Source organism: Streptomyces cyaneus, assembly GCF_004028635.1.
GTDB lineage: Bacteria > Actinomycetota > Actinomycetes > Streptomycetales > Streptomycetaceae > Streptomyces > Streptomyces cyaneus.
The window spans coordinates 218631-242072 of the sequence record NZ_RQJW01000006.1; the positions used below are offsets into that span (position 1 = coordinate 218631).

The following is a 23442-nucleotide window of genomic DNA, read 5'->3' on the forward strand; positions in this document are numbered from 1 at the left end:
CAGCGCGCAATTCTCAGGACGCGTCGTCACAAGGATCCGAATCCGAGGCATGGATCGGCGGCGAAGAGGGCAGTATCAACGTGCATTGAGGGCAAGCATGCCGAGGGCGTTGAGAACAACGAGGGTCGCGAAAAACCCGCACTGGACATCAGTGTGCCAAGTGGCTACACTGACCCTTTGCGCTGCCTGTTAGCTGTCCCCTGCCCGTCACCAGGGGCATGCCCTCGCTTGAGCACCGATGACCGGACCATCCCTGACCTGGCCATTCTTTGGTCGGAGAAGGAACACCTGTCTCTGTGCCCCGGTGAGGGGCCGGTACGCGCGTAGTGAGTCCGAGCCCTCGGAAGGACCCCCTCTTGGCCGCCTCGCGCACTGCCTCGACCGCGAATACGAACAACGGCGCCAGCACCGCCCCGCTGCGCATCTCCTTTGCAAAGATCAAGGAGCCCCTCGAGGTTCCCAACCTGCTCGCGCTGCAGACCGAGAGCTTTGACTGGCTGCTCGGGAACACCGCCTGGCAGAGTCGGGTCGAGGCGGCTCTGGAGTCCGGTCAGGACGTCCCCACCAAGTCCGGTCTGGAGGAGATCTTCGAGGAGATCTCTCCGATCGAGGACTTCTCCGGGTCGATGTCGCTGACGTTCCGCGACCACCGTTTCGAGCCGCCGAAGAACAGCATCGACGAGTGCAAGGAGCGCGACTTCACGTACGCCGCCCCGCTCTTCGTGACGGCTGAGTTCACCAACAACGAGACCGGCGAGATCAAGTCCCAGACGGTCTTCATGGGCGACTTCCCGCTCATGACGAACAAGGGCACCTTCGTCATCAACGGCACCGAGCGTGTCGTGGTGTCGCAGCTGGTCCGTTCGCCCGGTGTCTACTTCGACTCCTCCATCGACAAGACGTCCGACAAGGACATCTTCTCGGCCAAGATCATCCCTTCCCGGGGTGCCTGGCTGGAGATGGAGATCGACAAGCGCGACATGGTCGGTGTCCGCATCGACCGCAAGCGCAAGCAGTCCGTGACCGTTCTGCTCAAGGCTCTCGGCTGGACGACCGAGCAGATCCTCGAGGAGTTCGGCGAGTACGAGTCCATGCGCGCCACCCTGGAGAAGGACCACACCCAGGGCCAGGACGACGCGCTGCTCGACATCTACCGCAAGCTGCGTCCGGGCGAGCCCCCCACGCGTGAGGCCGCGCAGACGCTGCTCGAGAACCTCTACTTCAACCCCAAGCGCTACGACCTCGCCAAGGTCGGCCGCTACAAGGTCAACAAGAAGCTGGGTGCGGAGGCTCCGCTCGACGCGGGCGTCCTGACCGTCGAGGACGTCATCTCGACGATCAAGTACCTGGTCAAGCTGCACGCGGGCGAGACCGAGACGGCCGCCGACAACGGCCAGACGATCGTCGTCGAGACCGACGACATCGACCACTTCGGCAACCGTCGTCTGCGCAGCGTCGGCGAGCTCATCCAGAACCAGGTCCGTACCGGTCTGGCTCGTATGGAGCGCGTCGTCCGTGAGCGCATGACGACCCAGGACGTCGAGGCGATCACGCCGCAGACCCTGATCAACATCCGGCCGGTCGTCGCCTCCATCAAGGAGTTCTTCGGCACCAGCCAGCTGTCGCAGTTCATGGACCAGAACAACCCGCTGTCGGGTCTCACCCACAAGCGCCGCCTGTCGGCTCTTGGCCCGGGTGGTCTCTCCCGTGAGCGGGCCGGCTTCGAGGTCCGTGACGTGCACCCGTCTCACTACGGCCGTATGTGCCCGATCGAGACTCCCGAAGGCCCGAACATCGGTCTGATCGGTTCGCTCGCCTCCTACGGCCGCGTCAACGCGTTCGGTTTCGTGGAGACGCCGTACCGCAAGGTCACCGGCGGTGTCGTCACCGACGAGGTCGACTACCTGACGGCCGACGAAGAGGACCGCTTCGTCATCGCGCAGGCCAACGCCACGCTCAACGACGACATGCGCTTCGCCGAGAACCGCGTGCTCGTCCGCCGCCGTGGTGGCGAGGTCGACTACGTCGCCGGTGACGACGTGGACTACATGGACGTCTCGCCGCGCCAGATGGTGTCGGTCGCGACCGCCATGATCCCGTTCCTCGAGCACGACGACGCCAACCGTGCCCTCATGGGCGCGAACATGATGCGTCAGGCCGTGCCGCTGATTAAGTCCGAGGCTCCGCTCGTCGGCACCGGCATGGAGTACCGCTCCGCGGTCGACGCCGGCGACGTGGTCAAGGCCGAGAAGGCGGGTGTGGTCCAGGAGGTCTCCGCGGACTACATCACCACCGCCAACGACGACGGCACGTACATCACGTACCGCCTGGCCAAGTTCGCCCGCTCCAACCAGGGCACCTCGGTCAACCAGAAGGTCATCGTCCACGAGGGCGACCGGATCATCGAGGGCCAGGTCCTCGCCGACGGTCCGGCCACCCAGCAGGGTGAGATGGCGCTGGGCAAGAACCTGCTCGTGGCGTTCATGCCGTGGGAGGGTCACAACTACGAGGACGCGATCATCCTGTCGCAGCGCCTCGTGCAGGACGACGTCCTCTCCTCGATCCACATCGAGGAGCACGAGGTCGACGCCCGTGACACCAAGCTCGGCCCCGAGGAGATCACCCGGGACATCCCGAACGTCTCCGAGGAGGTCCTCGCCGACCTCGACGAGCGCGGCATCATCCGCATCGGTGCCGAGGTCATCGCCGGCGACATCCTCGTCGGCAAGGTGACCCCGAAGGGTGAGACCGAGCTGACGCCGGAGGAGCGCCTGCTGCGCGCGATCTTCGGTGAGAAGGCCCGTGAGGTCCGTGACACCTCGCTGAAGGTGCCGCACGGCGAGACCGGCAAGGTCATCGGCGTCCGCGTCTTCGACCGCGAGGAGGGCGACGAGCTTCCCCCCGGTGTGAACCAGCTGGTGCGCGTGTACGTGGCGCAGAAGCGCAAGATCACCGACGGTGACAAGCTCGCCGGCCGGCACGGCAACAAGGGTGTCATCTCGAAGATCCTTCCCATCGAGGACATGCCGTTCCTCGAGGACGGAACTCCGGTCGACATCATCCTGAACCCGCTGGGTGTGCCGTCCCGAATGAACCCGGGACAGGTCCTGGAGATCCACCTCGGCTGGCTCGCCAGCCGCGGTTGGGACGTCTCCGGCCTCGCGGACGAGTGGGCGCAGCGCCTCCAGGCGATCGGCGCCGACCAGGTCGACCCGGGCACGAACGTCGCGACCCCCGTCTTCGACGGTGCGCGCGAGGACGAGCTCGCGGGTCTGCTGCAGCACACCATCCCGAACCGCGACGGCGAGCGCATGGTGCTCCCGACCGGTAAGGCGCGGCTGTTCGACGGCCGTAGCGGTGAGCCGTTCCCGGACCCGATCTCGGTCGGCTACATGTACATCCTGAAGCTGCACCACCTGGTCGACGACAAGCTGCACGCCCGTTCGACCGGCCCGTACAGCATGATCACCCAGCAGCCGCTGGGTGGTAAGGCCCAGTTCGGTGGCCAGCGCTTCGGTGAGATGGAGGTGTGGGCGCTGGAGGCTTACGGCGCCGCGTACGCCCTCCAGGAGCTGCTGACCATCAAGTCCGACGACGTCACCGGCCGCGTGAAGGTCTACGAGGCCATCGTCAAGGGCGAGAACATCCCCGAGCCCGGCATCCCCGAGTCCTTCAAGGTGCTCATCAAGGAGATGCAGTCGCTCTGCCTGAACGTGGAGGTGCTGTCCAGCGACGGTATGTCCATCGAGATGCGTGACACCGACGAGGACGTCTTCCGCGCTGCGGAGGAGCTCGGCATCGACCTGTCCCGGCGCGAGCCGAGCAGCGTCGAAGAGGTCTGACGGGAGTCCGGCGGGGCCCTCACCCACAGGGCCCCGCCGACCCCCAGGCCCCCGTTTCAGACCCCAAGACTTACAACCCTGAGAGGGATTGACGCATAGTGCTCGACGTCAACTTCTTCGATGAGCTCCGGATCGGTCTGGCCACCGCTGACGACATCCGTCAGTGGAGCCACGGCGAGGTCAAGAAGCCCGAGACCATCAACTACCGCACCCTCAAGCCCGAAAAGGACGGACTCTTCTGCGAGAAGATCTTCGGTCCGACCCGGGACTGGGAGTGCTACTGCGGCAAGTACAAGCGTGTCCGGTTCAAGGGCATCATCTGTGAGCGCTGCGGCGTCGAGGTGACTCGCGCCAAGGTGCGTCGTGAGCGGATGGGCCACATCGAGCTGGCCGCGCCTGTCACGCACATCTGGTACTTCAAGGGTGTCCCGAGCCGGCTGGGCTACCTGCTCGACCTGGCTCCCAAGGACCTCGAGAAGGTCATCTACTTCGCGGCGTACATGATCACGTACGTCGACGAGGAGCGTCGTACCCGCGACCTGCCCTCCCTGGAGGCGCACGTCTCCGTCGAGCGGCAGCAGATCGAGAACCGCCGGGACGCCGACCTGGAGGCCCGCGCCAAGAAGCTCGAGACCGACCTGGCCGAGCTCGAGGCCGAGGGTGCCAAGGCCGACGTGCGCCGCAAGGTGCGCGAGGGTGCCGAGCGCGAGATGAAGCAGCTGCGTGACCGTGCGCAGCGCGAGATCGACCGCCTCGACGAGGTGTGGACCCGGTTCAAGAACCTCAAGGTCCAGGACCTCGAGGGCGACGAGCTCCTCTACCGCGAGCTGCGTGACCGCTTCGGCACGTACTTCGACGGCTCGATGGGTGCCGCGGCGCTGCAGAAGCGCCTGGAGTCCTTCGACCTCGACGAAGAGGCCGAGAAGCTCCGCGAGATCATCCGTACCGGCAAGGGCCAGAAGAAGACCCGTGCGCTCAAGCGCCTGAAGGTCGTCTCCGCGTTCCTGCAGACCAGCAACAGCCCCAAGGGCATGGTGCTCGACTGCGTGCCGGTCATCCCGCCGGACCTTCGCCCGATGGTGCAGCTGGACGGTGGCCGCTTCGCGACCTCCGACCTGAACGACCTGTACCGCCGTGTGATCAACCGGAACAACCGACTGAAGCGCCTTCTCGACCTCGGTGCGCCCGAGATCATCGTGAACAACGAGAAGCGCATGCTCCAGGAGGCCGTCGACGCGCTGTTCGACAACGGTCGTCGTGGTCGCCCGGTCACCGGTCCCGGTAACCGCCCGCTGAAGTCCCTCAGCGACATGCTGAAGGGTAAGCAGGGTCGATTCCGTCAGAACCTGCTCGGTAAGCGTGTGGACTACTCCGCGCGTTCCGTGATCGTCGTCGGTCCGCAGCTGAAGCTGCACCAGTGCGGTCTGCCCAAGGCGATGGCGCTGGAGCTCTTCAAGCCGTTCGTGATGAAGCGCCTGGTCGACCTGAACCACGCGCAGAACATCAAGAGCGCCAAGCGCATGGTGGAGCGCGGCCGCACGGTCGTGTACGACGTCCTCGAAGAGGTCATCGCCGAGCACCCGGTTCTGCTGAACCGTGCGCCCACCCTGCACCGCCTCGGCATCCAGGCCTTCGAGCCGCAGCTGGTCGAGGGCAAGGCCATCCAGATCCACCCGCTCGTCTGCACCGCGTTCAACGCGGACTTCGACGGTGACCAGATGGCCGTGCACCTGCCGCTGTCCGCGGAGGCGCAGGCCGAGGCCCGCATCCTGATGCTGTCCTCGAACAACATCCTCAAGCCCGCTGACGGTCGTCCGGTGACGATGCCGACCCAGGACATGGTCCTCGGTCTGTTCTTCCTCACCACCGACGGCGAGCTGCGCGACACCAAGGGCGAGGGCCGGTCCTTCGGTTCCACGGCCGAGGCGATCATGGCGTTCGACGCCGGTGAGCTCGCGCTCCAGTCGCCGATCGACATCCGCTTCCCGGTGGGCACCATCCCGCCGCGCGGCTGGACCCCGCCGGTGCAGGAGGAGGGCGCTGCATCCGACAGCGGCTACGCCGCGGGCGAGTGGCAGCAGGGGGACACCTTCCGCCTGCGCACCACCCTGGGCCGCGCGCTCTTCAACGAGCTGCTGCCCGAGGACTACCCGTTCGTCGACTACTCGGTGGGCAAGAAGCAGCTCTCCGAGATCGTCAACGACCTGGCCGAGCGCTACCCCAAGGTCATCGTGGCGGCGACGCTCGACAACCTGAAGGCGGCCGGCTTCTACTGGGCGACCCGTTCCGGTGTCACCGTGGCCATCTCCGACGTCGTCGTTCCCGAGGCGAAGAAGGAGATCGTCCGCGGGTACGAGGCGCAGGACGAGAAGGTCCAGAAGCAGTACGAGCGCGGTCTGATCACCAAGGAAGAGCGCACTCAGGAGCTCATCGCGATCTGGACCAAGGCGACCAACGAGGTCGCCGAGGCGATGAACGAGAACTTCCCCAAGACGAACCCCATCTTCATGATGGTTGACTCGGGTGCCCGAGGAAACATGATGCAGATGCGGCAGATCGCCGGTATGCGTGGTCTGGTGTCGAACGCCAAGAACGAGACGATCCCGCGTCCGATCAAGGCGTCCTTCCGTGAGGGCCTGTCCGTGCTGGAGTACTTCATCTCCACGCACGGTGCCCGTAAGGGTCTCGCCGACACCGCCCTGCGTACCGCCGACTCGGGTTACCTCACCCGTCGTCTGGTGGACGTCTCGCAGGACGTCATCATTCGCGAGGAGGACTGCGGCACCGAGCGCGGCCTCAAGCTGGCCATCGCCGAGCGCGGCGCCGACGGCGTCCTGCGCAAGGCGGACAACGCCGAGACCAGTGTGTACGCGCGCTGCCTCGCCGAGGACATCGTCGTCGACGGCAAGGTGCTCGCCCCGGCGGGCGTCGACCTCGGTGACGTCCTCATCGACGTGCTCGTCAACGCGGGCGTCGAGGAGGTCAAGACCCGCTCGGTCCTGACCTGTGAGTCCGCCGTCGGCACCTGCGCAATGTGCTACGGCCGCTCGCTGGCCACCGGCAAGCTGGTCGACATCGGTGAGGCGGTCGGCATCATCGCCGCCCAGTCCATCGGTGAGCCCGGTACCCAGCTGACGATGCGTACCTTCCACACCGGTGGTGTGGCCGGTGACGACATCACCCAGGGTCTGCCGCGTGTCGTCGAGCTCTTCGAGGCCCGTACCCCGAAGGGTGTCGCCCCGATCTCCGAGGCCCAGGGCCGCGTGCGGATCGAGGAGACCGAGAAGACCAAGAAGATCGTCGTCACCCCGGACGACGGCAGCGACGAGACGGCGTTCCCGATCTCGAAGCGTGCCCGACTCCTGGTCAGCGAGGGCGAGCACGTCGAGGTGGGCCAGAAGCTCACCGTGGGTGCCACCAACCCGCACGACGTGCTGCGCATCCTGGGCCAGCGTGCCGTCCAGGTCCACCTGGTCGGCGAGGTCCAGAAGGTCTACAACTCGCAGGGTGTGTCGATCCACGACAAGCACATCGAGATCATCATCCGGCAGATGCTCCGCCGCGTGACGATCATCGAGTCCGGCGACGCCGAGCTGCTGCCCGGCGAGCTGGTCGAGCGCTCGAAGTTCGAGACCGAGAACCGTCGTGTGGTCCAGGAAGGCGGCCACCCGGCCTCCGGCCGTCCGCAGCTGATGGGTATCACCAAGGCCTCGCTGGCGACCGAGTCGTGGCTGTCGGCGGCGTCCTTCCAGGAGACGACCAGGGTCCTCACGGACGCGGCGATCAACGCCAAGTCCGACTCCCTGATCGGCCTCAAGGAGAACGTCATCATCGGTAAGCTCATCCCGGCCGGTACGGGTCTGTCCCGCTACCGCAACATCCGGGTCGAGCCGACCGAGGAGGCCAAGGCCGCGATGTACTCGGCCGTCGGCTACGACGACATCGACTACTCGCCGTTCGGCACGGGCTCCGGCCAGGCCGTTCCGCTGGAGGACTACGACTACGGTCCGTACAACCAGTAAGGCGTGCGTCTGAAGCACTGAAGGGCGGTCACCTCTCGGGGTGGCCGCCCTTCGGCGTTCCCAGGGGCGTCTCCGGGTTTCCTCCGGGGGGACCCCGATGCCGGGAATGCCGGTTCGGCGCATGATGGAGGGACTCCGACCAGTACGGGGGAGGTGCTCCATGACCCATCCGTCGTGGCAGCCATGGCAGCCGTGGCAGGGGAGCGGCGCTCCGCAGCCGTGGCGCGGGAGCCATGCCCCGCTCAGGTGGCAGGGCGGCGCCGCCCCGCAGCCGCCATGGCCAGCCCAGAGCAGTCCGGCGATGCTCGCCTCGCACGCCGACCGTGAGCGTGCCGTGGATGTGCTCAGGGCGGGATTCGGTGAGGGCCGCCTGGACAAGGGCGAGTTCGACCAGCGGATCGAGCGGGCCTACGCGGCCCGTACCGTCGGCGAGCTGGCCCTGCTGGTGGCCGACCTGCCCCAGGGCCCCGTACCGCATCCTGCGCCCGTCACGGCCGTGCCACGCACCTTCCTGCCGGCACGGCCACAGACCAACGGCAAGGCCGTCGGTTCGGCGCTCTGTGGCGTGCTGTGTCTGATGACCTTCGGGCTGACCGGCGTCCCGGCGGTGGTCCTGGGGCACGCGGCCCGCTCCGAGATCCGCCGCACCGGGGAGAGCGGTGACGCGCTCGCCCTGACCGGACTCGTGCTCGGCTGGCTGTCGACAGCGACCTGGGCGCTCCTGCTGACGCTGATGCTCGTGGCCGCCGCGGTGTCCGCATGAGGACGTGCTGGGAGTGGCCGGTTCGGGGGTTGTGCGCTGCGGCTCCGACGTGCCGGGACCGCCGATTCGAAGATCGAACATGCCTTGCGGTCTTGACATGGGCCGTGCGGCGAGGTGGGCGAGGCCCATTTGTTTTGACCGCAGCGAATGAGGTAGGTACGCTCAGACCTTGTGCCTGGGGTGTGCCCTGGCTCTCGTGCGTGCCTTCAACCGCATAGCGAGCTGTGAGCGGCCACCGCAATCTGTGCTCTTTTCGCCTCGCGGCGGGAATCCGCCGGATTCGACACACCCGACCGCGTGGGTCGGCGACGTTCCAGGTTAGCTTCACCATTCGGCACACAGAAACCGGAGAAGTAGTGCCTACGATCCAGCAGCTGGTCCGTAAGGGCCGGCAGGACAAGGTCGAGAAGAACAAGACGCCCGCACTCGAGGGTTCCCCTCAGCGTCGTGGCGTCTGCACGCGTGTGTTCACGACCACCCCGAGGAAGCCGAACTCGGCCCTGCGTAAGGTCGCGCGTGTGCGTCTGACCAGCGGGATCGAGGTCACCGCTTACATTCCGGGTGAGGGACACAACCTGCAGGAGCACTCCATCGTGCTCGTGCGCGGCGGCCGTGTGAAGGACCTGCCGGGTGTTCGCTACAAGATCATCCGTGGTTCGCTCGACACCCAGGGTGTCAAGAACCGCAAGCAGGCCCGCAGCCGCTACGGCGCCAAGAAGGAGAAGTAAGAATGCCTCGTAAGGGCCCCGCCCCGAAGCGCCCGGTCATCATCGACCCGGTCTACGGTTCTCCTCTGGTCACGTCGCTCATCAACAAGGTGCTGCTGAACGGCAAGCGCTCCACCGCCGAGCGCATCGTCTACGGCGCCATGGAGGGTCTGCGTGAGAAGACGGGCAACGACCCGATCATCACGCTGAAGCGCGCGCTTGAGAACATCAAGCCGACCCTCGAGGTCAAGTCCCGCCGTGTCGGTGGTGCGACGTACCAGGTTCCGATCGAGGTCAAGCCCGGTCGTGCCAACACGCTCGCGCTGCGCTGGCTCGTCGGCTACTCCCGCGCCCGTCGCGAGAAGACCATGACCGAGCGTCTGCTCAACGAGCTCCTCGACGCCTCCAACGGCCTCGGTGCCGCTGTGAAGAAGCGCGAGGACACGCACAAGATGGCCGAGTCCAACAAGGCCTTCGCGCACTACCGCTGGTAGTCGCTACCCACATCGAGACCGAGAGAAGACTGAAGCCTTATGGCTACCACTTCACTTGACCTGGCCAAGGTCCGCAACATCGGGATCATGGCCCACATCGACGCGGGCAAGACGACCACCACCGAGCGGATCCTCTTCTACACCGGCGTCAGCTACAAGATCGGTGAGGTCCACGACGGCGCTGCCACCATGGACTGGATGGAGCAGGAGCAGGAGCGTGGCATCACGATCACCTCTGCTGCCACCACCTGTCACTGGCCGCTCGAGGACAACGACTACACGATCAACATCATCGACACCCCCGGGCACGTCGACTTCACGGTCGAGGTGGAGCGCTCGCTGCGCGTCCTCGACGGTGCCGTCACGGTGTTCGACGGTGTCGCCGGTGTCGAGCCGCAGTCCGAGACGGTGTGGCGTCAGGCCGACCGTTACGGCGTGCCGCGCATCTGCTTCGTGAACAAGCTGGACCGCACCGGCGCCGAGTTCCACCGCTGCGTCGACATGATCTCGGACCGCCTTGGTGCGCAGCCGCTGGTCATGCAGCTTCCGATCGGTGCCGAGGCCGACTTCAAGGGCGTCGTGGACCTGGTCCGCATGAAGGCGCTCGTGTGGTCCGCCGAGGCCGCCAAGGGCGAGATGTACGACGTCGTCGACATCCCGGCCACGCACACCGAGGCTGCCGAGGAGTACCGCGGCAAGCTGATCGAGGGTGTCGCCGAGAACGACGAAGAGATCATGGAGCTGTACCTGGAGGGCCAGGAGCCCACCGAGGAGCAGCTGTACGCCGCGATCCGTCGCATCACCATCGCGTCCGGCAAGTCCAGCGACACCACGGTCACCCCGGTGTTCTGTGGCACCGCGTTCAAGAACAAGGGCGTCCAGCCCCTGCTCGACGCGGTCGTGCGCTACCTCCCCACCCCGCTTGACGTCGAGGCCATCGAGGGCCACGCCGTCAACGACCCGGAGGAGGTCGTCAAGCGCAAGCCGTCCGAGGACGAGCCGCTGTCCGCGCTGGCGTTCAAGATCATGAGCGACCCGCACCTCGGTAAGCTCACCTTCGTCCGGGTCTACTCGGGCCGCCTGGAGTCCGGCACCTCGGTGCTGAACTCCGTCAAGGGCAAGAAGGAGCGCATCGGCAAGATCTACCGCATGCACGCGAACAAGCGTGAGGAGATCGACGCGGTGGGCGCCGGCGACATCATCGCCGTCATGGGTCTGAAGCAGACCACGACCGGTGAGACGCTGTGTGACGACAAGGCCCCGGTGATCCTGGAGTCCATGGACTTCCCGGCGCCGGTCATCCAGGTCGCCATCGAGCCCAAGTCCAAGGGTGACCAGGAGAAGCTGGGTGTCGCCATCCAGCGTCTCGCGGAGGAGGACCCCTCCTTCCAGGTCCACTCGGACGAGGAGACCGGCCAGACCATCATCGGTGGTATGGGCGAGCTGCACCTCGAGGTGCTGGTCGACCGTATGCGCCGTGAGTTCAAGGTCGAGGCCAACGTCGGCAAGCCGCAGGTCGCCTACCGTGAGACGATCCGCAAGGCCGTCGAGCGCGTGGACTACACCCACAAGAAGCAGACCGGTGGTACCGGTCAGTTCGCGAAGGTGCAGATCGCGATCGAGCCGATCGAGGGCGGCGACGCCTCGTACGAGTTCGTGAACAAGGTGACCGGTGGTCGTATCCCGAAGGAGTACATCCCTTCGGTCGACGCCGGTGCGCAGGAGGCCATGCAGTTCGGCATCCTCGCCGGTTACGAGATGACCGGCGTGCGCGTCACCCTGATCGACGGTGGCTACCACGAGGTCGACTCCTCCGAGCTCGCGTTCAAGATCGCCGGTTCGCAGGCCTTCAAGGAGGCCGCGCGCAAGGCCAGCCCTGTGCTCCTTGAGCCGATGATGGCCGTCGAGGTCACCACGCCCGAGGACTACATGGGTGAGGTCATCGGCGACATCAACTCCCGCCGTGGCCAGATCCAGGCCATGGAGGAGCGGGCGGGTGCTCGCGTCGTGAAGGGCCTCGTGCCCCTCTCGGAGATGTTCGGTTACGTCGGCGACCTGCGCAGCAAGACGTCCGGCCGTGCCAGCTACTCCATGCAGTTCGACTCCTACGCCGAGGTTCCGCGGAACGTCGCCGAGGAGATCATCGCGAAGGCCAAGGGCGAGTAACACACCGCGTTCAACGCGCTGCGTTCACACGCTTTAGGCTTGACTCCGGAGCCTGCAGGGGCATTCACCCGCATTCGTGGGGGAATGCCCTCGGGCCCGGGCTTTCCAGCAAAGATCACCTGGCGCCGATGAAGCAAGGCGTTCAGAACCACTCCACAGGAGGACCCCGTGGCGAAGGCGAAGTTCGAGCGGACTAAGCCCCACGTCAACATCGGCACCATCGGTCACATCGACCACGGTAAGACGACCCTCACGGCCGCCATTACCAAGGTGCTGCACGACGCGTACCCGGACCTGAACGAGGCCTCGGCCTTCGACCAGATCGACAAGGCTCCCGAGGAGCGCCAGCGCGGTATCACCATCTCCATCGCGCACGTCGAGTACCAGACCGAGACGCGTCACTACGCCCACGTCGACTGCCCCGGTCACGCGGACTACATCAAGAACATGATCACGGGTGCGGCGCAGATGGACGGCGCCATCCTCGTTGTCGCCGCCACCGACGGCCCGATGCCGCAGACCAAGGAGCACGTGCTCCTGGCCCGCCAGGTCGGCGTTCCGTACATCGTCGTCGCCCTGAACAAGGCCGACATGGTGGACGACGAGGAGATCCTGGAGCTCGTCGAGCTCGAGGTTCGTGAGCTGCTCTCCGAGTACGAGTTCCCGGGCGACGACCTGCCGGTCGTCAAGGTCTCGGCGCTCAAGGCCCTTGAGGGCGACAAGGAGTGGGGCAACACCGTCCTCGAGCTCATGAAGGCCGTGGACGAGAACATCCCGCAGCCCGAGCGTGACGTCGACAAGCCGTTCCTCATGCCGATCGAGGACGTCTTCACGATCACCGGTCGCGGTACGGTCGTCACCGGCCGTATCGAGCGTGGTGTCCTGAAGGTCAACGAGACCGTCGACATCGTGGGCATCAAGCAGGAGAAGACCACCACCACGGTCACCGGCATCGAGATGTTCCGCAAGCTGCTCGACGAGGGCCAGGCCGGTGAGAACGTCGGTCTGCTGCTTCGTGGCATCAAGCGCGAGGACGTCGAGCGCGGCCAGGTCATCATCAAGCCGGGCTCGGTCACCCCGCACACCGAGTTCGAGGCGCAGGCCTACATCCTGTCCAAGGACGAGGGTGGCCGCCACACGCCGTTCTTCAACAACTACCGTCCGCAGTTCTACTTCCGTACGACGGACGTGACCGGCGTGGTGACCCTCCCCGAGGGCACCGAGATGGTCATGCCGGGTGACAACACCGAGATGAAGGTGGAGCTCATCCAGCCCGTCGCCATGGAAGAGGGCCTGAAGTTCGCCATCCGTGAGGGTGGCCGGACCGTGGGCGCCGGCCAGGTCACCAAGATCAACAAGTGAGCTTGTTGATTTGACCTGGTAGCTCCAGCGCGAGCTCCTGAAGGGGCCCGCACGACTTCGGTCGTGCGGGCCCCTTTGCTTTTTCCGGCGCGGGGGGACGCGTCAGGTGTTGGAGCCGTCCGGGACGATGCAGAAGGCGACGTGGCTGAGGTCGGCGAAGCCACCGCTGGGGTTGATCGGGGCGTGCAGCGTTTCGTCGGCCTCGATCTGGCCGGCCATCGTGGGCCGGTAGTCGTAGATGTTCGCGTTGTTGCTGCCCTTGACGATGACCGCACCGGCGGCGAAGGCGCTGTCGTCGCCGAAGTCGAACGAGAGAAGCTGCCCTTGCTCGCCCTCCGTGACGCCGAGGGTGATCGTTCCGTTCTGGCCCCCTGAAGAGAAGTTGAGCACTTCCCCGTCTACGGGCGCGTTGTCCGTGTCGACCTCCAGGGTGAACCCGTTGATGTCCTCGCAGTCCGGGTTCACCTCCGCCGTGTACTCAACGGGCGGTACGGCGGCGTCCAGTTGGTCTCCCGCCTGTGCCGAAGCGGGGGTGGCGAAGGTCATGGCCAGCGCCGTCGACAGGCCGAGGGCGGCGAAGTGTGCTCCCCATCTCGGGCGTCGTGAGGGGGTCATTGCTCGAGTAGCTACTCGCACGACGAGTACTCCTTCTTGTTCTGGGCGTACCGGCCTTCGCGGACTGTGGCGCCTGTTCCTTCGGCGATTCGAGCGCTGATTCGCATCCGCTGCCGGGCATCTGATCATTTACACAATCTGATCAACGCCACTCCCGGCGATTCCTCTGCCTAGGCCGTCCGGGTTGCAGAGCACCGGAAAGGCCGAGCGTCGGCGTGTCGTCGCGGGCGGTCGACGAGGCCCTCGCGCCCCAGGAGCGGCCGGTTTTCCGGGCCTGGGAGCACGTCGTCCGGGTGCAGGAAACGCCCGGCAGTAAGTCATGCAAGTAGGACATACATTCAAAAAATGTTGATATAACCCTCACATAGGGCGTGAGCTGCTCCTCCGAGGCAGCCGCGCCCCACGTGTTCACCGAGGGCCGGGGTCATAGGGAGAACCATGCGGCAGTCCACCAGCGCGGTGTCAGGGCAGGCGATTCCCCTCACACCGCACCGGTCCAGCACGCCCAGACGCCCTGCGGAGAGGTGGTACGCACCGGTCGCGGTCGGTGCCGACTCCTTGGGGATGGCCCTGCCGACTGCGGTGACGTTCTTCGCGATCGGTGCGGCCCGGCCCGTGCACCAGGCGGTGGTGATCACGGTCATCTGGGTGCTTGTGGGCCTCGCCGCCACGCGCTACGCACCCTGGACATGGGACGAAGGCGCCCCGGTCGGGCCGGTTGTGCGGGACTGGCTGGTGCTGCTCGGCACCTTGGCCGTGCTGCGGACCGTGTTCGGGCTCGGCGAGCCACCCGCGGCGGTTCTCGCCGCGCTGTGTCCGGCGTTGGCGGTCACCGTGGTCTGCCGCAAGGCGATCCACCGCCGCATCCTGGCCGTACGCCGGCGCGCCCGAGGGCTTCGACGTGTCCTCGTCGTCGGTGAGGCCGGGGCGGTGGACGCCGTGGTCGGACAGCTCGCCGAGCGTACGGACCACGGGTATGTGGTGGTCGGGGCCTGTGTGCTGGGCGAGGGAGAGCTGTTGTCCGGCGTGCCCGTGTCAGACCGGCTGCAGGTCGGCGAGCGGGCCGCTCCGGACGAGGATGCCGCGCCGGTGGCGGAAGCGGCTGAGGCGCTCGGCGCCGACCTGGTCTTCGTCAGCACGGGCAGGCACATGTGCGGGGACCGGCTTCGGCGGTTGTCCTGGGCCCTGCACGACCGGGGCCGCCGGCTGATGGTGCTGCCCGGCATCGTCGAAGTGGCCCGGCGCAGGGTCCGTATCGCCTCGGCGGCCGGGCTCACCCTGCTGGACGTCTCACCGCCGACACGCCGTGGCCTGCCGACGCTGCTGAAGGCCGCCACGGACCGGGCCGGCTCGCTCGTCCTGCTCATGGTGCTGGCTCCACTGTTCGCCCTGCTGGCGCTCGCCGTGCGCTTGAGTTCGCCCGGGCCGGTCATCTACCGCCAGGTCCGCGTCGGCCGGGACGGGACACCTTTCCCCATGTGGAAGTTCCGGACCATGGTCGTGGACGCGGACCGGATGAAGGGTGACCTCGCGGCGGCGAACGAACACGACGGCCATATGTTCAAGCTGCGGCGGGATCCGCGGGTCACGTCCGCCGGGCGCTTTCTGCGCCGCTACTCGCTGGACGAGCTGCCCCAGTTGGCCAATGTCCTCCTCGGCCATATGTCGCTGGTGGGGCCCCGCCCGCCGCTGCCCGAGGAAGTCGCCCGCTACGACCAGGTGGAGATGCGCCGACTGAGTGTCAAACCCGGCCTCACGGGACTGTGGCAGGTGAGCGGCAGATCCGATCTGTCCTGGCACGAGACCGTCTCGCTCGATCTGCGGTACGTCGACAACTGGTCGTGGACCTGGGACATGACGGTCATGGCCCGCACGGTCCGCGCTGTGCTGGACGGACGCGGGGCCTACTGAACCAGTCAGGAGAGCCGGCACACCGAATCGAGGTTCAGGGAGCGCACATACTGCTCGTCGACCTCGGTGCCGCGGTAGCGAAGCGAGCGCGTTTCCTCAGGGGTGATCGGTGTGCACTGTGAACCGAGCTTCGAATGGAGGTCGTTTCGCAGGTACATCCACATTCCGCGGACGACGACTGGCGTGTAGTCGTCCCGGAAATAGGCGATGTCGTACAGCTTCGAGGCCTCCGACCACATGCCGTGTGTCTCCACCAACTCGGGTTTGGTGGCTTTCAGGTACGAGGGCATCGCTGCGTATCCGTCGCGAGCGAGTGCAGCATTGGCCAGCAGGGCGAGGTCGAGAATCCTCAACTTCGTACAGCACAGACTCGAGCCGCCGACGTCCGGGGTCAACACGGTCAGTTCCGGCTGCCCCAGCTTCATCCGCACCTCATCCATCGCCTCGCCGGTCATTCGATACGCAGCCGGAGTGACGGCAACCGCGGCCTCGGGGTGGAGCCGTGCGGCGATGAACTGCTTCTCGATGCCGCAGGCCGTGAGCAGAAGCATCGCGGCGATCACGGCGAAGAGGCGGGGCGTGGATTTCAGAAACCGCAAGGCATGAGGCTTTGACAGCGCGACCGCCACCACGCCCAGCGCGATCGCGGACTGCTCCATCCGTCCGATGTAGCCCCAGTTCCGGCCGATCCCCACGTTGAATGCCGCGATCGCCACGATGTACCCGAGGCTGAAGCTCGCGACGGGATGGACGCTGCGTGAGCGAATTCGCCTCAACGCCTCGGTTCCCACCGGCCGCAACCCGCTGCGCATGCCTGCCAACACGGTGATGGCGATGACCGCTGCCGGCAGCAGGACGTAGAGGACCTCCACCGCGGCCACGCACACCTGCAGGATGTGCTTGAACGCCGAGTTCGCGCTGTACGGGCCGGACTGCTTCGCGATCATCGTGTTCGGCAGCAGCGAGCCGAAAATCGCCAGGCGAAGTGCTGTGAGTACCGCGAAGGAGAGAACGGACCCCGCGGCCAGGACCCACGCCCAGCGGTACTCCCTCGAACAGAGCGCCAGCACCACAGCGCCGGCGATGACGTAGCCTACGGCTTCCGCCCGGATCCACGGGGCTGTGGCAGCCAGCAGCATCAGCCCGATCCATGCATGGCGGTGGCCGCTCCGAAACAGCCACACGATCGCGAGCGCCACCGCGGACAGTGACGTCATCTCCATTCCATTGATGGTTTCGTTGAGGAACGGCCCATATCCGAAGAGCACCAGGCTGACCATCCAGGCCTGGACGCGACCGTACGGTCGCAGCATGGTGTGGACGAGTACGGCACCGATGGCTGCGAAGAGCCCGGACCACAGCTGGCCGGCCAGGATCATGCCGCCGAAGTCCAATGGCAGTACCCGGTAGGTGCCCGCCATCAGCAAGAACCACAGGGGACTCGAAAATCCCTCGACCGTTTCTGATGGCGGTGTCAGCGCGATCTGGCCGGACTCGGCAAAGGTGCGCGCAAAAGCCAGAGTGATGGATCCGTCGTCCCAGCCGTTCGCCCCGATGAACAGAGCGAGCGCTGAGTGCAGGAGAAGGACCGCGCCGAACAGTCCGTAGGAAAGGGACTGGTGTCTCTTTTCGTCGGCCGGCCGGCGCGCTGGTGCGGGGTCTTCCGTCGTGCGGATGATGCCGAGATCGCCTGCCGTCTGCCCAGCGTGCATGCCGTCTGCCCTTGCGTCGGAATCCTGCTCTTTTCGCTACAGGAATTCATTTCGGCTCAGCGTTGGCATGGTCCATCAATGGTGCGGGCCACGGTCGCGGGCACGCTCAGGGGCGAGGCCGATCGGGTGGATCTCACGATAAGTCCGCTTGTCTCATCGGGTGCGGTAGGCCCGAGCGTTTACGTTCGTGATCTGACGATCACGGGCATGAGGTTGAGAGAGTGGACTTCCCCAGCACACTGAAGCAGCTCTCGAAGGCGCAGAAGCCCGCCCGTGGGGTTCCCGGCTACTCACGATTCGTCAATCGGCCGGCCGGAAGGCTGCTCGCGGCCGCGGCTCACCGTATGGGGGCTTCACCCAACCATGTGACTGCCGCAAGCGGCCTGGTCACCTTTCCGGCCATTGTCGCGGTAGCCCTTTGTCCTCCCTCGCACGCGCTCGGACGATGGGTCGCGCTCGGCTTGCTCGTCGGTTTCGCGCTTGATTCCGCGGACGGTCAACTGGCCCGGCTGCACGGGTCGGCCAGTACCGCCGGGGCGTGGATGGATCACGTGGTGGACTGCGCGAAGATCCTGAGCGTCCATGCGGCGGTGCTGATTTCGTTCTATCGCTTCTTCGACCTGCCGCGTCCCATCCTGCTGCTCACCCCGATCACCTTCCAGATCGCCGCTGTCCTGCTGTTCTTCGGAGGGATCCTGACGGAACAGCTGAGCCGGCGAAGGACCGACGGGCACGTCGGCCCGATGCGCCCGGCCTCGGCTGTGCGGGGTATGGCGCTGCTGCCCGTGGACTTCGGCCTGCTGTGCCTGATCTTCCTGTTCCTGGGAAGCCAGAGGCTTTTCTTCGCGCTGTATGTCGCCCTGTTCTTGGCCCACCTGGTGCTTGTGCCCGCATTCTTCGCCAAGTGGTTCCGGGAACTCTCCTGACTCGATTCACTCCGCTCACAAAGAAGGGTCGACCCATGGCACACACCGCCGCGCCGACCGCCGTGGAACGCTCCCTGCGTGGCTTCACCGGAGCCGGTTACGACAAGGGGCGCCCGCTGCTCGTGCAGGCAGCCTGGTTCGCGGTTCTCAACCTCGTCTTCGTCAAGTGGTGGTTCCCGGCCCGCTGGCGGCCCGCTCTGCTGCGGGCCTTCGGCGCGCGGATCGGGCAACGGGTGTTGATCCGTCAGCGTGTGCGCGTGCACTGGCCGTGGCGGCTGGACGTCGGCGACGACGTATGGATCGGCGAGGACGCCTGGCTGCTGAACCTCGAGCGGATCAGCATCGGCAGCAATGCCTGTGTCTCCCAGGGGGCGTTGCTGTGCACCGGAAGCCATCAGCGCCTCAGCCCTACCTTCGAGTTCGACAACGGGCCCATCCGGCTGGAGCCGGGAGCGTGGGTAGCGGCGCGGGCCGTCGTGCTGCGCGGGGTCACGGTCGGTCGTGGCGCTGTGGTGGGTGCCGCGGCGATCGCCCACCGCGACATCGCACCCGCTGAGGTCGTCACGGCGAGGGGCATGGGATGAGGCTCGTTCATGTGGTGACGCTCGTCAGCGAGGACGGGGCGTACGGCGGTCCCACGAGCGTGGCGACGGGGCAGCTCGAGGAGTGCGCCGCGCGCGGCCATGAGGTCACGCTGCTGTCCTTGTGGCGAGGCAGATCCCGGGCACCGGCGCGCATCGGCTCGGTTCCGCTGCGAACGCGCCCGGCGCGTTCCCTGCTTCCGGGCCGCTTCACCGGGATCATGCACCCGCTCCTCGTCGGGGACATGTGGCGTGCCATGGGCAGGGCCGATGTGGTGCACATCCACGCGGGGCGCGACCTCGTCTCCCTCACCGCGCTGGCCGTAGCGACGTTGCGGGGAAAGAGGTTCTTCACGCAGACGCATGGAATGGTGGAGCCACGCCACAGGCTTGTCGCCAAGCTCTTCGACCGCCTGTATGTACCTCTGCTGCGCCGGGCGCGCGGTTGTCTGGTGCTCACGGAGCGGGAGCGGCGGGCCGTGTCCGAGGTCATCGGACCGGAGGGGCCGCCGCTGCTGACGCTGCCCAATGGCGTGCGGCCGGAGCGCAACGCGGCGGTGCGGCGTCGGCTGCAGGCGCCGGAGGTGCTCTTCATGGCGCGGCTGCATCCGCGCAAGCGCCCGGAGGCGTTCGTCGAGATGGCCGCCCTGGTGCACCGGAAGCTGCCCGATGTGCGGTTCACCCTGCACGGGCCGGAGGAGGGCTCGCTGGCGACGGTGCGTCAGCTCATCGCCACCCATCGGCTGGGGGATGTCGTCTCCTACGGCGGGGCGCTGTCGTACGCCGAGGCCCTGCGTGCCTATGCGAAGGCGGCGGTGTACGTGCTGCCGAGCGTGGACGAGCCGTTCCCCATGACCGTGATCGAAGCCCTGTCCGCAGGAACCCCTGTGGTGTGCACGGAGACCTGCGGCATGGCGGACGAACTCGGGCGTCGCGGAGCGGCGATCGTCACGGACGGAAGCCCGCAGGCCATGGCCGACGCGGTCGGTGAGCTGCTCGCCGACGAGAACAGGCGACGTGGGCTGGTGGAAGCGGGCAGGCGCGCAGTGGAAGAAGCCTTCTCCATCCACGCGGTGACCGACCGACTGGAAGAGCTCTACCGAAATCTCTGAAGGCTCATCGATGTGACGCCCGAGGTCTGTTGATGACAGGCCCAGACGGAGGCATCGGATGACTCGGGGCGCGGAAGGGCGTGGCAGATCGTCCTAATTCCGATAATTAGTGCATAACCTACCAGGCGGGTCTCAGTGATCACCGATTCCGGGTTTCTGGAGGAGCTGCCATGACCAAGCAGGTGGACGTCGTCGTTGCCGGAGGCGGGGGATTCATCGGCGGGCATCTGGCTGCCGACCTCCTGGCGCAGGGGCTGTCGGTCCGCTGCGTCGACATCAAGCCGCAGCACGAGTGGCACCAACTGCACCGCGACGCCGAGAACGTCGTCGCCGATCTGTCGCTCCTCGAGCACGCCCGCGACGCCGTCCGGGGCGCCGGTCAGGTGTACATGCTGGCCGCCGACATGGGCGGCATGGGCTTCATCGAGAACCACAAGGCCGCCTGCATGATGTCGGTGCTGATCAGCACGCACATGCTCAAGGCCGCGCACGAGGCCGATGTGGAGCGCTACTTCTACTCCTCGTCCGCCTGCGTGTACGCCGCCGACAAGCAGACCGCCTCGAACGTCACCGCGCTGAAGGAGGAGGACGCGTATCCGGCGCAGCCCGAAGACGGCTACGGCTGGGAGAAGCTCTTCTCCGAGCGCATGTGCCGCCACTTCGAGGAGGACTACGGGTTCACCTGTCGTGTCGCGCGCTACCACAACGTGTACGGCCCCGCGGGCACTTGGACCGGCGGCCGCGAGAAGGCCCCGGCGGCCGTGTGTCGCAAGATCGCCGAGGCGGCCGTATCAGGGTCGCACCGGATCGACATCTGGGGCGACGGCCGGCAGACCCGTTCCTTCATGTACATCGACGACTGTCTGCACGGCACGCAGATGCTCATGCACGGGAGCAGCAGCGTTCCCGTCAACATCGGCTCTTCCGAGCTGGTCTCCATCAACCAACTGGTCGACATCGTCGAGGAGATCGCGGGCATCCGCTGCGAGCGCAAGTACCAGCTGGACGCGCCGCAGGGCGTACGCGGCCGCAACTCCGACAACACCCTGATCCGCGAACTCCACGGCTGGGAGCCCTCGATCCCCCTCGCCGAGGGCCTCGAGAAGACGTATGCCTGGGTCTACGACCAGGTCAAGCTCGCCCGCTCGTGATCGCTCGTGATCGCTCGGATCGGCAGGGAGAGCAGCAGCCGATGAGGATCCTCGTCCACGACTACAGCGGGCACCCGTTCCAGGCGCAGCTCAGCCGTGAGCTGGCGCGCCGCGGTCATGACGTCGTTCACTCGACCTGCCCGGCCTACGTCTCCGGGAAGGGCAACCTCGCCGAGAACGCGGTCGCCGGCCTGCGTTTCGTCACCATCGGCGACGGCATCGTGCTGGACAAGGGCGCCTACGTCCGGCGCCTGTTCCAGGAGACCCGCCTCGGCCTGGAACTGGCCCGACAGGTACGGCGCGAGAAGCCGGACGTGGCGATGCTGGGGAATCTGCCGATCCCGACCCTGGTGGTGGCCGCGGCGGCGCTGAAGATGCTGCGCATCCCCTGGGTGCTGTGGCACCAGGACATCACCGCCATCGCCCTTCGCAGCTTCGCCGCCGCCGGGGTGTCGAGGCTGATGGGCATCGCCGCCGGTGTCTTCGAGCGGGGCGAGAAGTGGTCGGCGCGACGCGCCTCGGCGATTGTGGTGATCGCCGACTCCTTCGTGCGGGTCCACCGGGAGTGGGGCACCGCCGACAAGGTCACCGTCATCCCCAACTGGGCGCCGCTGGACGAGATCCTCCCCGTGGCCCGCGCCAACGCGTGGTCGCAGGAGCACGGCCTCACCGGCGTCAGGACCGTGCTGTACTCGGGCACGATCGGCCTCAAGCACAACCCCGCCCTGCTGGTGCGGCTGGCCGAGACGCTGCGCGAGCTGGGCGAACGGGTCCGCCTCGTCGTCGTCAACGACGGCCCGGCCGTCCCGGTCATCAAGGAGGCCGCGGCCGCCCGAGGCGTCGATCTGACCCTGCTGCCCTTCCAGCCGTACGACCGCCTTCCCGAGGTGCTGGGCACGGGCGATGTGCTGGTCGTGCTGCTGGCGGCGGATGCCGGGGAGTTCTCGGTCCCCTCCAAGACGCTGTCCTATCTGTGCGCCGGACGCCCGGTGCTGGGCCTGATGCCGGCCGACAATCTGGCGGCGCAGCTGCTGCGGAAGGCCGGCTCGGTGGTGTTCGCCCCGGAGGAGTCCTCGCTGGCCGGTGCGGCCACATGGGTCCGCAAGGTCCTGAACGACCCGGTGCGCGCGGAGGCGCTGGGCAAGGAGAGCCGGGCGCTGGCCGAGCGGGAGTTCGCCCTGGAGGGCTGCGCCTCGCAATTCGAGGACATTCTGCGGACCGTGAGGCGCTCCGACACCGGCTGAACCTTTTCGCTGAACGTTCATGGCAAGCCTTCTCACAGACCAGCGTCGGGAGCTGTCGATGCGCGAAATTTCCTACGAAGAACAAACGGTCAGGTCGGGCAATCCGCTGGCGCGTTTCGCTCATCGCACTCGCATGACGATGGCGATCGACCTTGTCACCGGAGTGTGCGCGAAGCACGGCACCGTCGTCGATTTCGGCGCAGGACCGGGACTTTTCCTGCACGCGCTTGGCGAGGCGCGCCCCGACGTCACGCTCGTCGGATACGACGCGTACATGGAGCCGGCGTATCCCGAAGTGAAGTACGCGGAATCGATGGAAAGCATCGCTGAGCAAAGCGTGGATGTGCTGACCGCGTTCGAGGTCTGCGAGCATCTTTACGCCAACGAGCTCGACACGCTGCTCGAAGACACGTTGCGCATTCTCAAGCCGAACGGCGCGCTCGTGATTTCCGTGCCGATCATGTGTGGCCTGGCCATCGTGCCGAAGGTGTCGAACTGGATGATTCGCAGCCGCTCACTCAAGTCGGAGTACACACCCGCGGAAGTGCTGAAAGCAATGGTCGGAATGCATGTGAGCCGGCCGCAGAACCCGCGCACGACACACAAGGGTTTTGATTTCCGTGAACTGCGGGAGGTCGTGCGGGAGCGGTTCTCCATCGATGCCGTGCATATGAGCCCGGTGCCGAACCTGCCCTGGTGGTTGAGCTCGCAGTACTTCATGATTTGTCGGCCGAAGCGGCATCCCTCAAGCAAAACGCTCCTGGATTCACCCGATATGTATCGAATGTGAGATACCACTGGGTCGATGTGAGAGGGGTGCAGGTGCAGGGCAGT

16 protein-coding genes are annotated in these 23442 nt (G+C 66.4%); 14 read left to right on the top strand and 2 right to left on the bottom strand.

Annotated elements, in window-relative coordinates; all coding sequences use genetic code 11:
- Positions 1 to 356: 356 nt before the first annotated feature.
- From rpoB to tuf, 7 genes are all read left to right on the top strand, one after another.
- A complete protein-coding gene (gene rpoB, locus EHO50_RS23160; protein ID WP_128433109.1) occupies positions 357 to 3842 on the top strand; it encodes a DNA-directed RNA polymerase subunit beta in 3486 nt (1161 codons plus the stop codon).
- 98 nt (positions 3843 to 3940) lie between these two features.
- Positions 3941 to 7864: a DNA-directed RNA polymerase subunit beta' gene (locus EHO50_RS23165; RefSeq protein WP_128433110.1), complete on the top strand. Its 3924-nt coding sequence runs from the start codon at positions 3941 to 3943 to the stop codon at positions 7862 to 7864.
- A 160-nt stretch (positions 7865 to 8024) separates the two neighbouring features.
- Positions 8025 to 8627: a DUF1707 and DUF4190 domain-containing protein gene (locus EHO50_RS23170; RefSeq protein WP_128433111.1), complete on the top strand. Its 603-nt coding sequence runs from the start codon at positions 8025 to 8027 to the stop codon at positions 8625 to 8627.
- A 356-nt stretch (positions 8628 to 8983) separates the two neighbouring features.
- Positions 8984 to 9355 (top strand): 30S ribosomal protein S12, encoded by a 372-nt coding sequence (rpsL, locus tag EHO50_RS23175; RefSeq protein WP_128433112.1) that lies wholly within the window; start codon positions 8984 to 8986, stop codon positions 9353 to 9355.
- Between the two features lie 2 nt (positions 9356 to 9357).
- Positions 9358 to 9828, top strand: a complete 471-nt coding sequence (gene rpsG, locus EHO50_RS23180) for a 30S ribosomal protein S7 (RefSeq protein ID WP_003992340.1) — start codon at positions 9358 to 9360, stop codon at positions 9826 to 9828.
- A 39-nt stretch (positions 9829 to 9867) separates the two neighbouring features.
- Positions 9868 to 11994: an elongation factor G gene (gene fusA / locus EHO50_RS23185; protein WP_128433113.1), complete on the top strand. Its 2127-nt coding sequence runs from the start codon at positions 9868 to 9870 to the stop codon at positions 11992 to 11994.
- A gap of 168 nt (positions 11995 to 12162) precedes the next feature.
- Entirely contained in the window at positions 12163 to 13356 is a 1194-nt protein-coding gene (gene tuf / locus EHO50_RS23190; protein ID WP_030046358.1) for an elongation factor Tu, read from the top strand.
- A 102-nt stretch (positions 13357 to 13458) separates the two neighbouring features.
- On the opposite strand, the gene EHO50_RS23195 is transcribed toward tuf, so the two are convergent.
- A complete protein-coding gene (locus tag EHO50_RS23195) occupies positions 13459 to 13971 on the bottom strand; it encodes a hypothetical protein (RefSeq protein ID WP_128433114.1) in 513 nt (170 codons plus the stop codon).
- 564 nt (positions 13972 to 14535) lie between these two features.
- Here EHO50_RS23195 and EHO50_RS23200 point away from each other — a divergent pair.
- Positions 14536 to 15882, top strand: a complete 1347-nt coding sequence (locus EHO50_RS23200) for a sugar transferase (RefSeq protein WP_128433480.1) — start codon at positions 14536 to 14538, stop codon at positions 15880 to 15882.
- Between the two features lie 5 nt (positions 15883 to 15887).
- Here the strand turns inward: EHO50_RS23200 and EHO50_RS23205 are convergent, their stop codons facing one another.
- On the bottom strand, positions 15888 to 17594 hold the full coding sequence (locus EHO50_RS23205) for a hypothetical protein (protein ID WP_128433115.1): 1707 nt from the start codon (positions 17592 to 17594) through the stop codon (positions 15888 to 15890).
- 221 nt (positions 17595 to 17815) lie between these two features.
- Here EHO50_RS23205 and EHO50_RS23210 point away from each other — a divergent pair, with 221 nt between their 5' ends.
- From EHO50_RS23210 to EHO50_RS23235, 6 genes are all read left to right on the top strand, one after another.
- A complete protein-coding gene (locus tag EHO50_RS23210; protein ID WP_128433116.1) occupies positions 17816 to 18520 on the top strand; it encodes a CDP-alcohol phosphatidyltransferase family protein in 705 nt (234 codons plus the stop codon).
- A gap of 35 nt (positions 18521 to 18555) precedes the next feature.
- A complete protein-coding gene (locus tag EHO50_RS23215; RefSeq protein ID WP_128433117.1) occupies positions 18556 to 19104 on the top strand; it encodes an LbetaH domain-containing protein in 549 nt (182 codons plus the stop codon).
- Positions 19101 to 20213, top strand: coding sequence for a glycosyltransferase (locus tag EHO50_RS23220; RefSeq protein WP_128433118.1), 1113 nt, complete (start codon positions 19101 to 19103; stop codon positions 20211 to 20213). The genes EHO50_RS23215 and EHO50_RS23220 overlap by 4 nt, the downstream gene beginning before the upstream one ends.
- Positions 20214 to 20383: 170 nt before the next feature.
- Positions 20384 to 21364, top strand: coding sequence for an NAD-dependent epimerase/dehydratase family protein (locus tag EHO50_RS23225; RefSeq protein ID WP_128433119.1), 981 nt, complete (start codon positions 20384 to 20386; stop codon positions 21362 to 21364).
- 41 nt (positions 21365 to 21405) lie between these two features.
- Complete coding sequence (locus EHO50_RS23230; RefSeq protein ID WP_128433120.1) at positions 21406 to 22608, top strand: glycosyltransferase family 4 protein; 1203 nt, start codon at positions 21406 to 21408, stop codon at positions 22606 to 22608.
- 58 nt (positions 22609 to 22666) lie between these two features.
- Complete coding sequence (locus EHO50_RS23235; protein ID WP_220096458.1) at positions 22667 to 23398, top strand: class I SAM-dependent methyltransferase; 732 nt, start codon at positions 22667 to 22669, stop codon at positions 23396 to 23398.
- Positions 23399 to 23442: the final 44 nt, after the last annotated feature.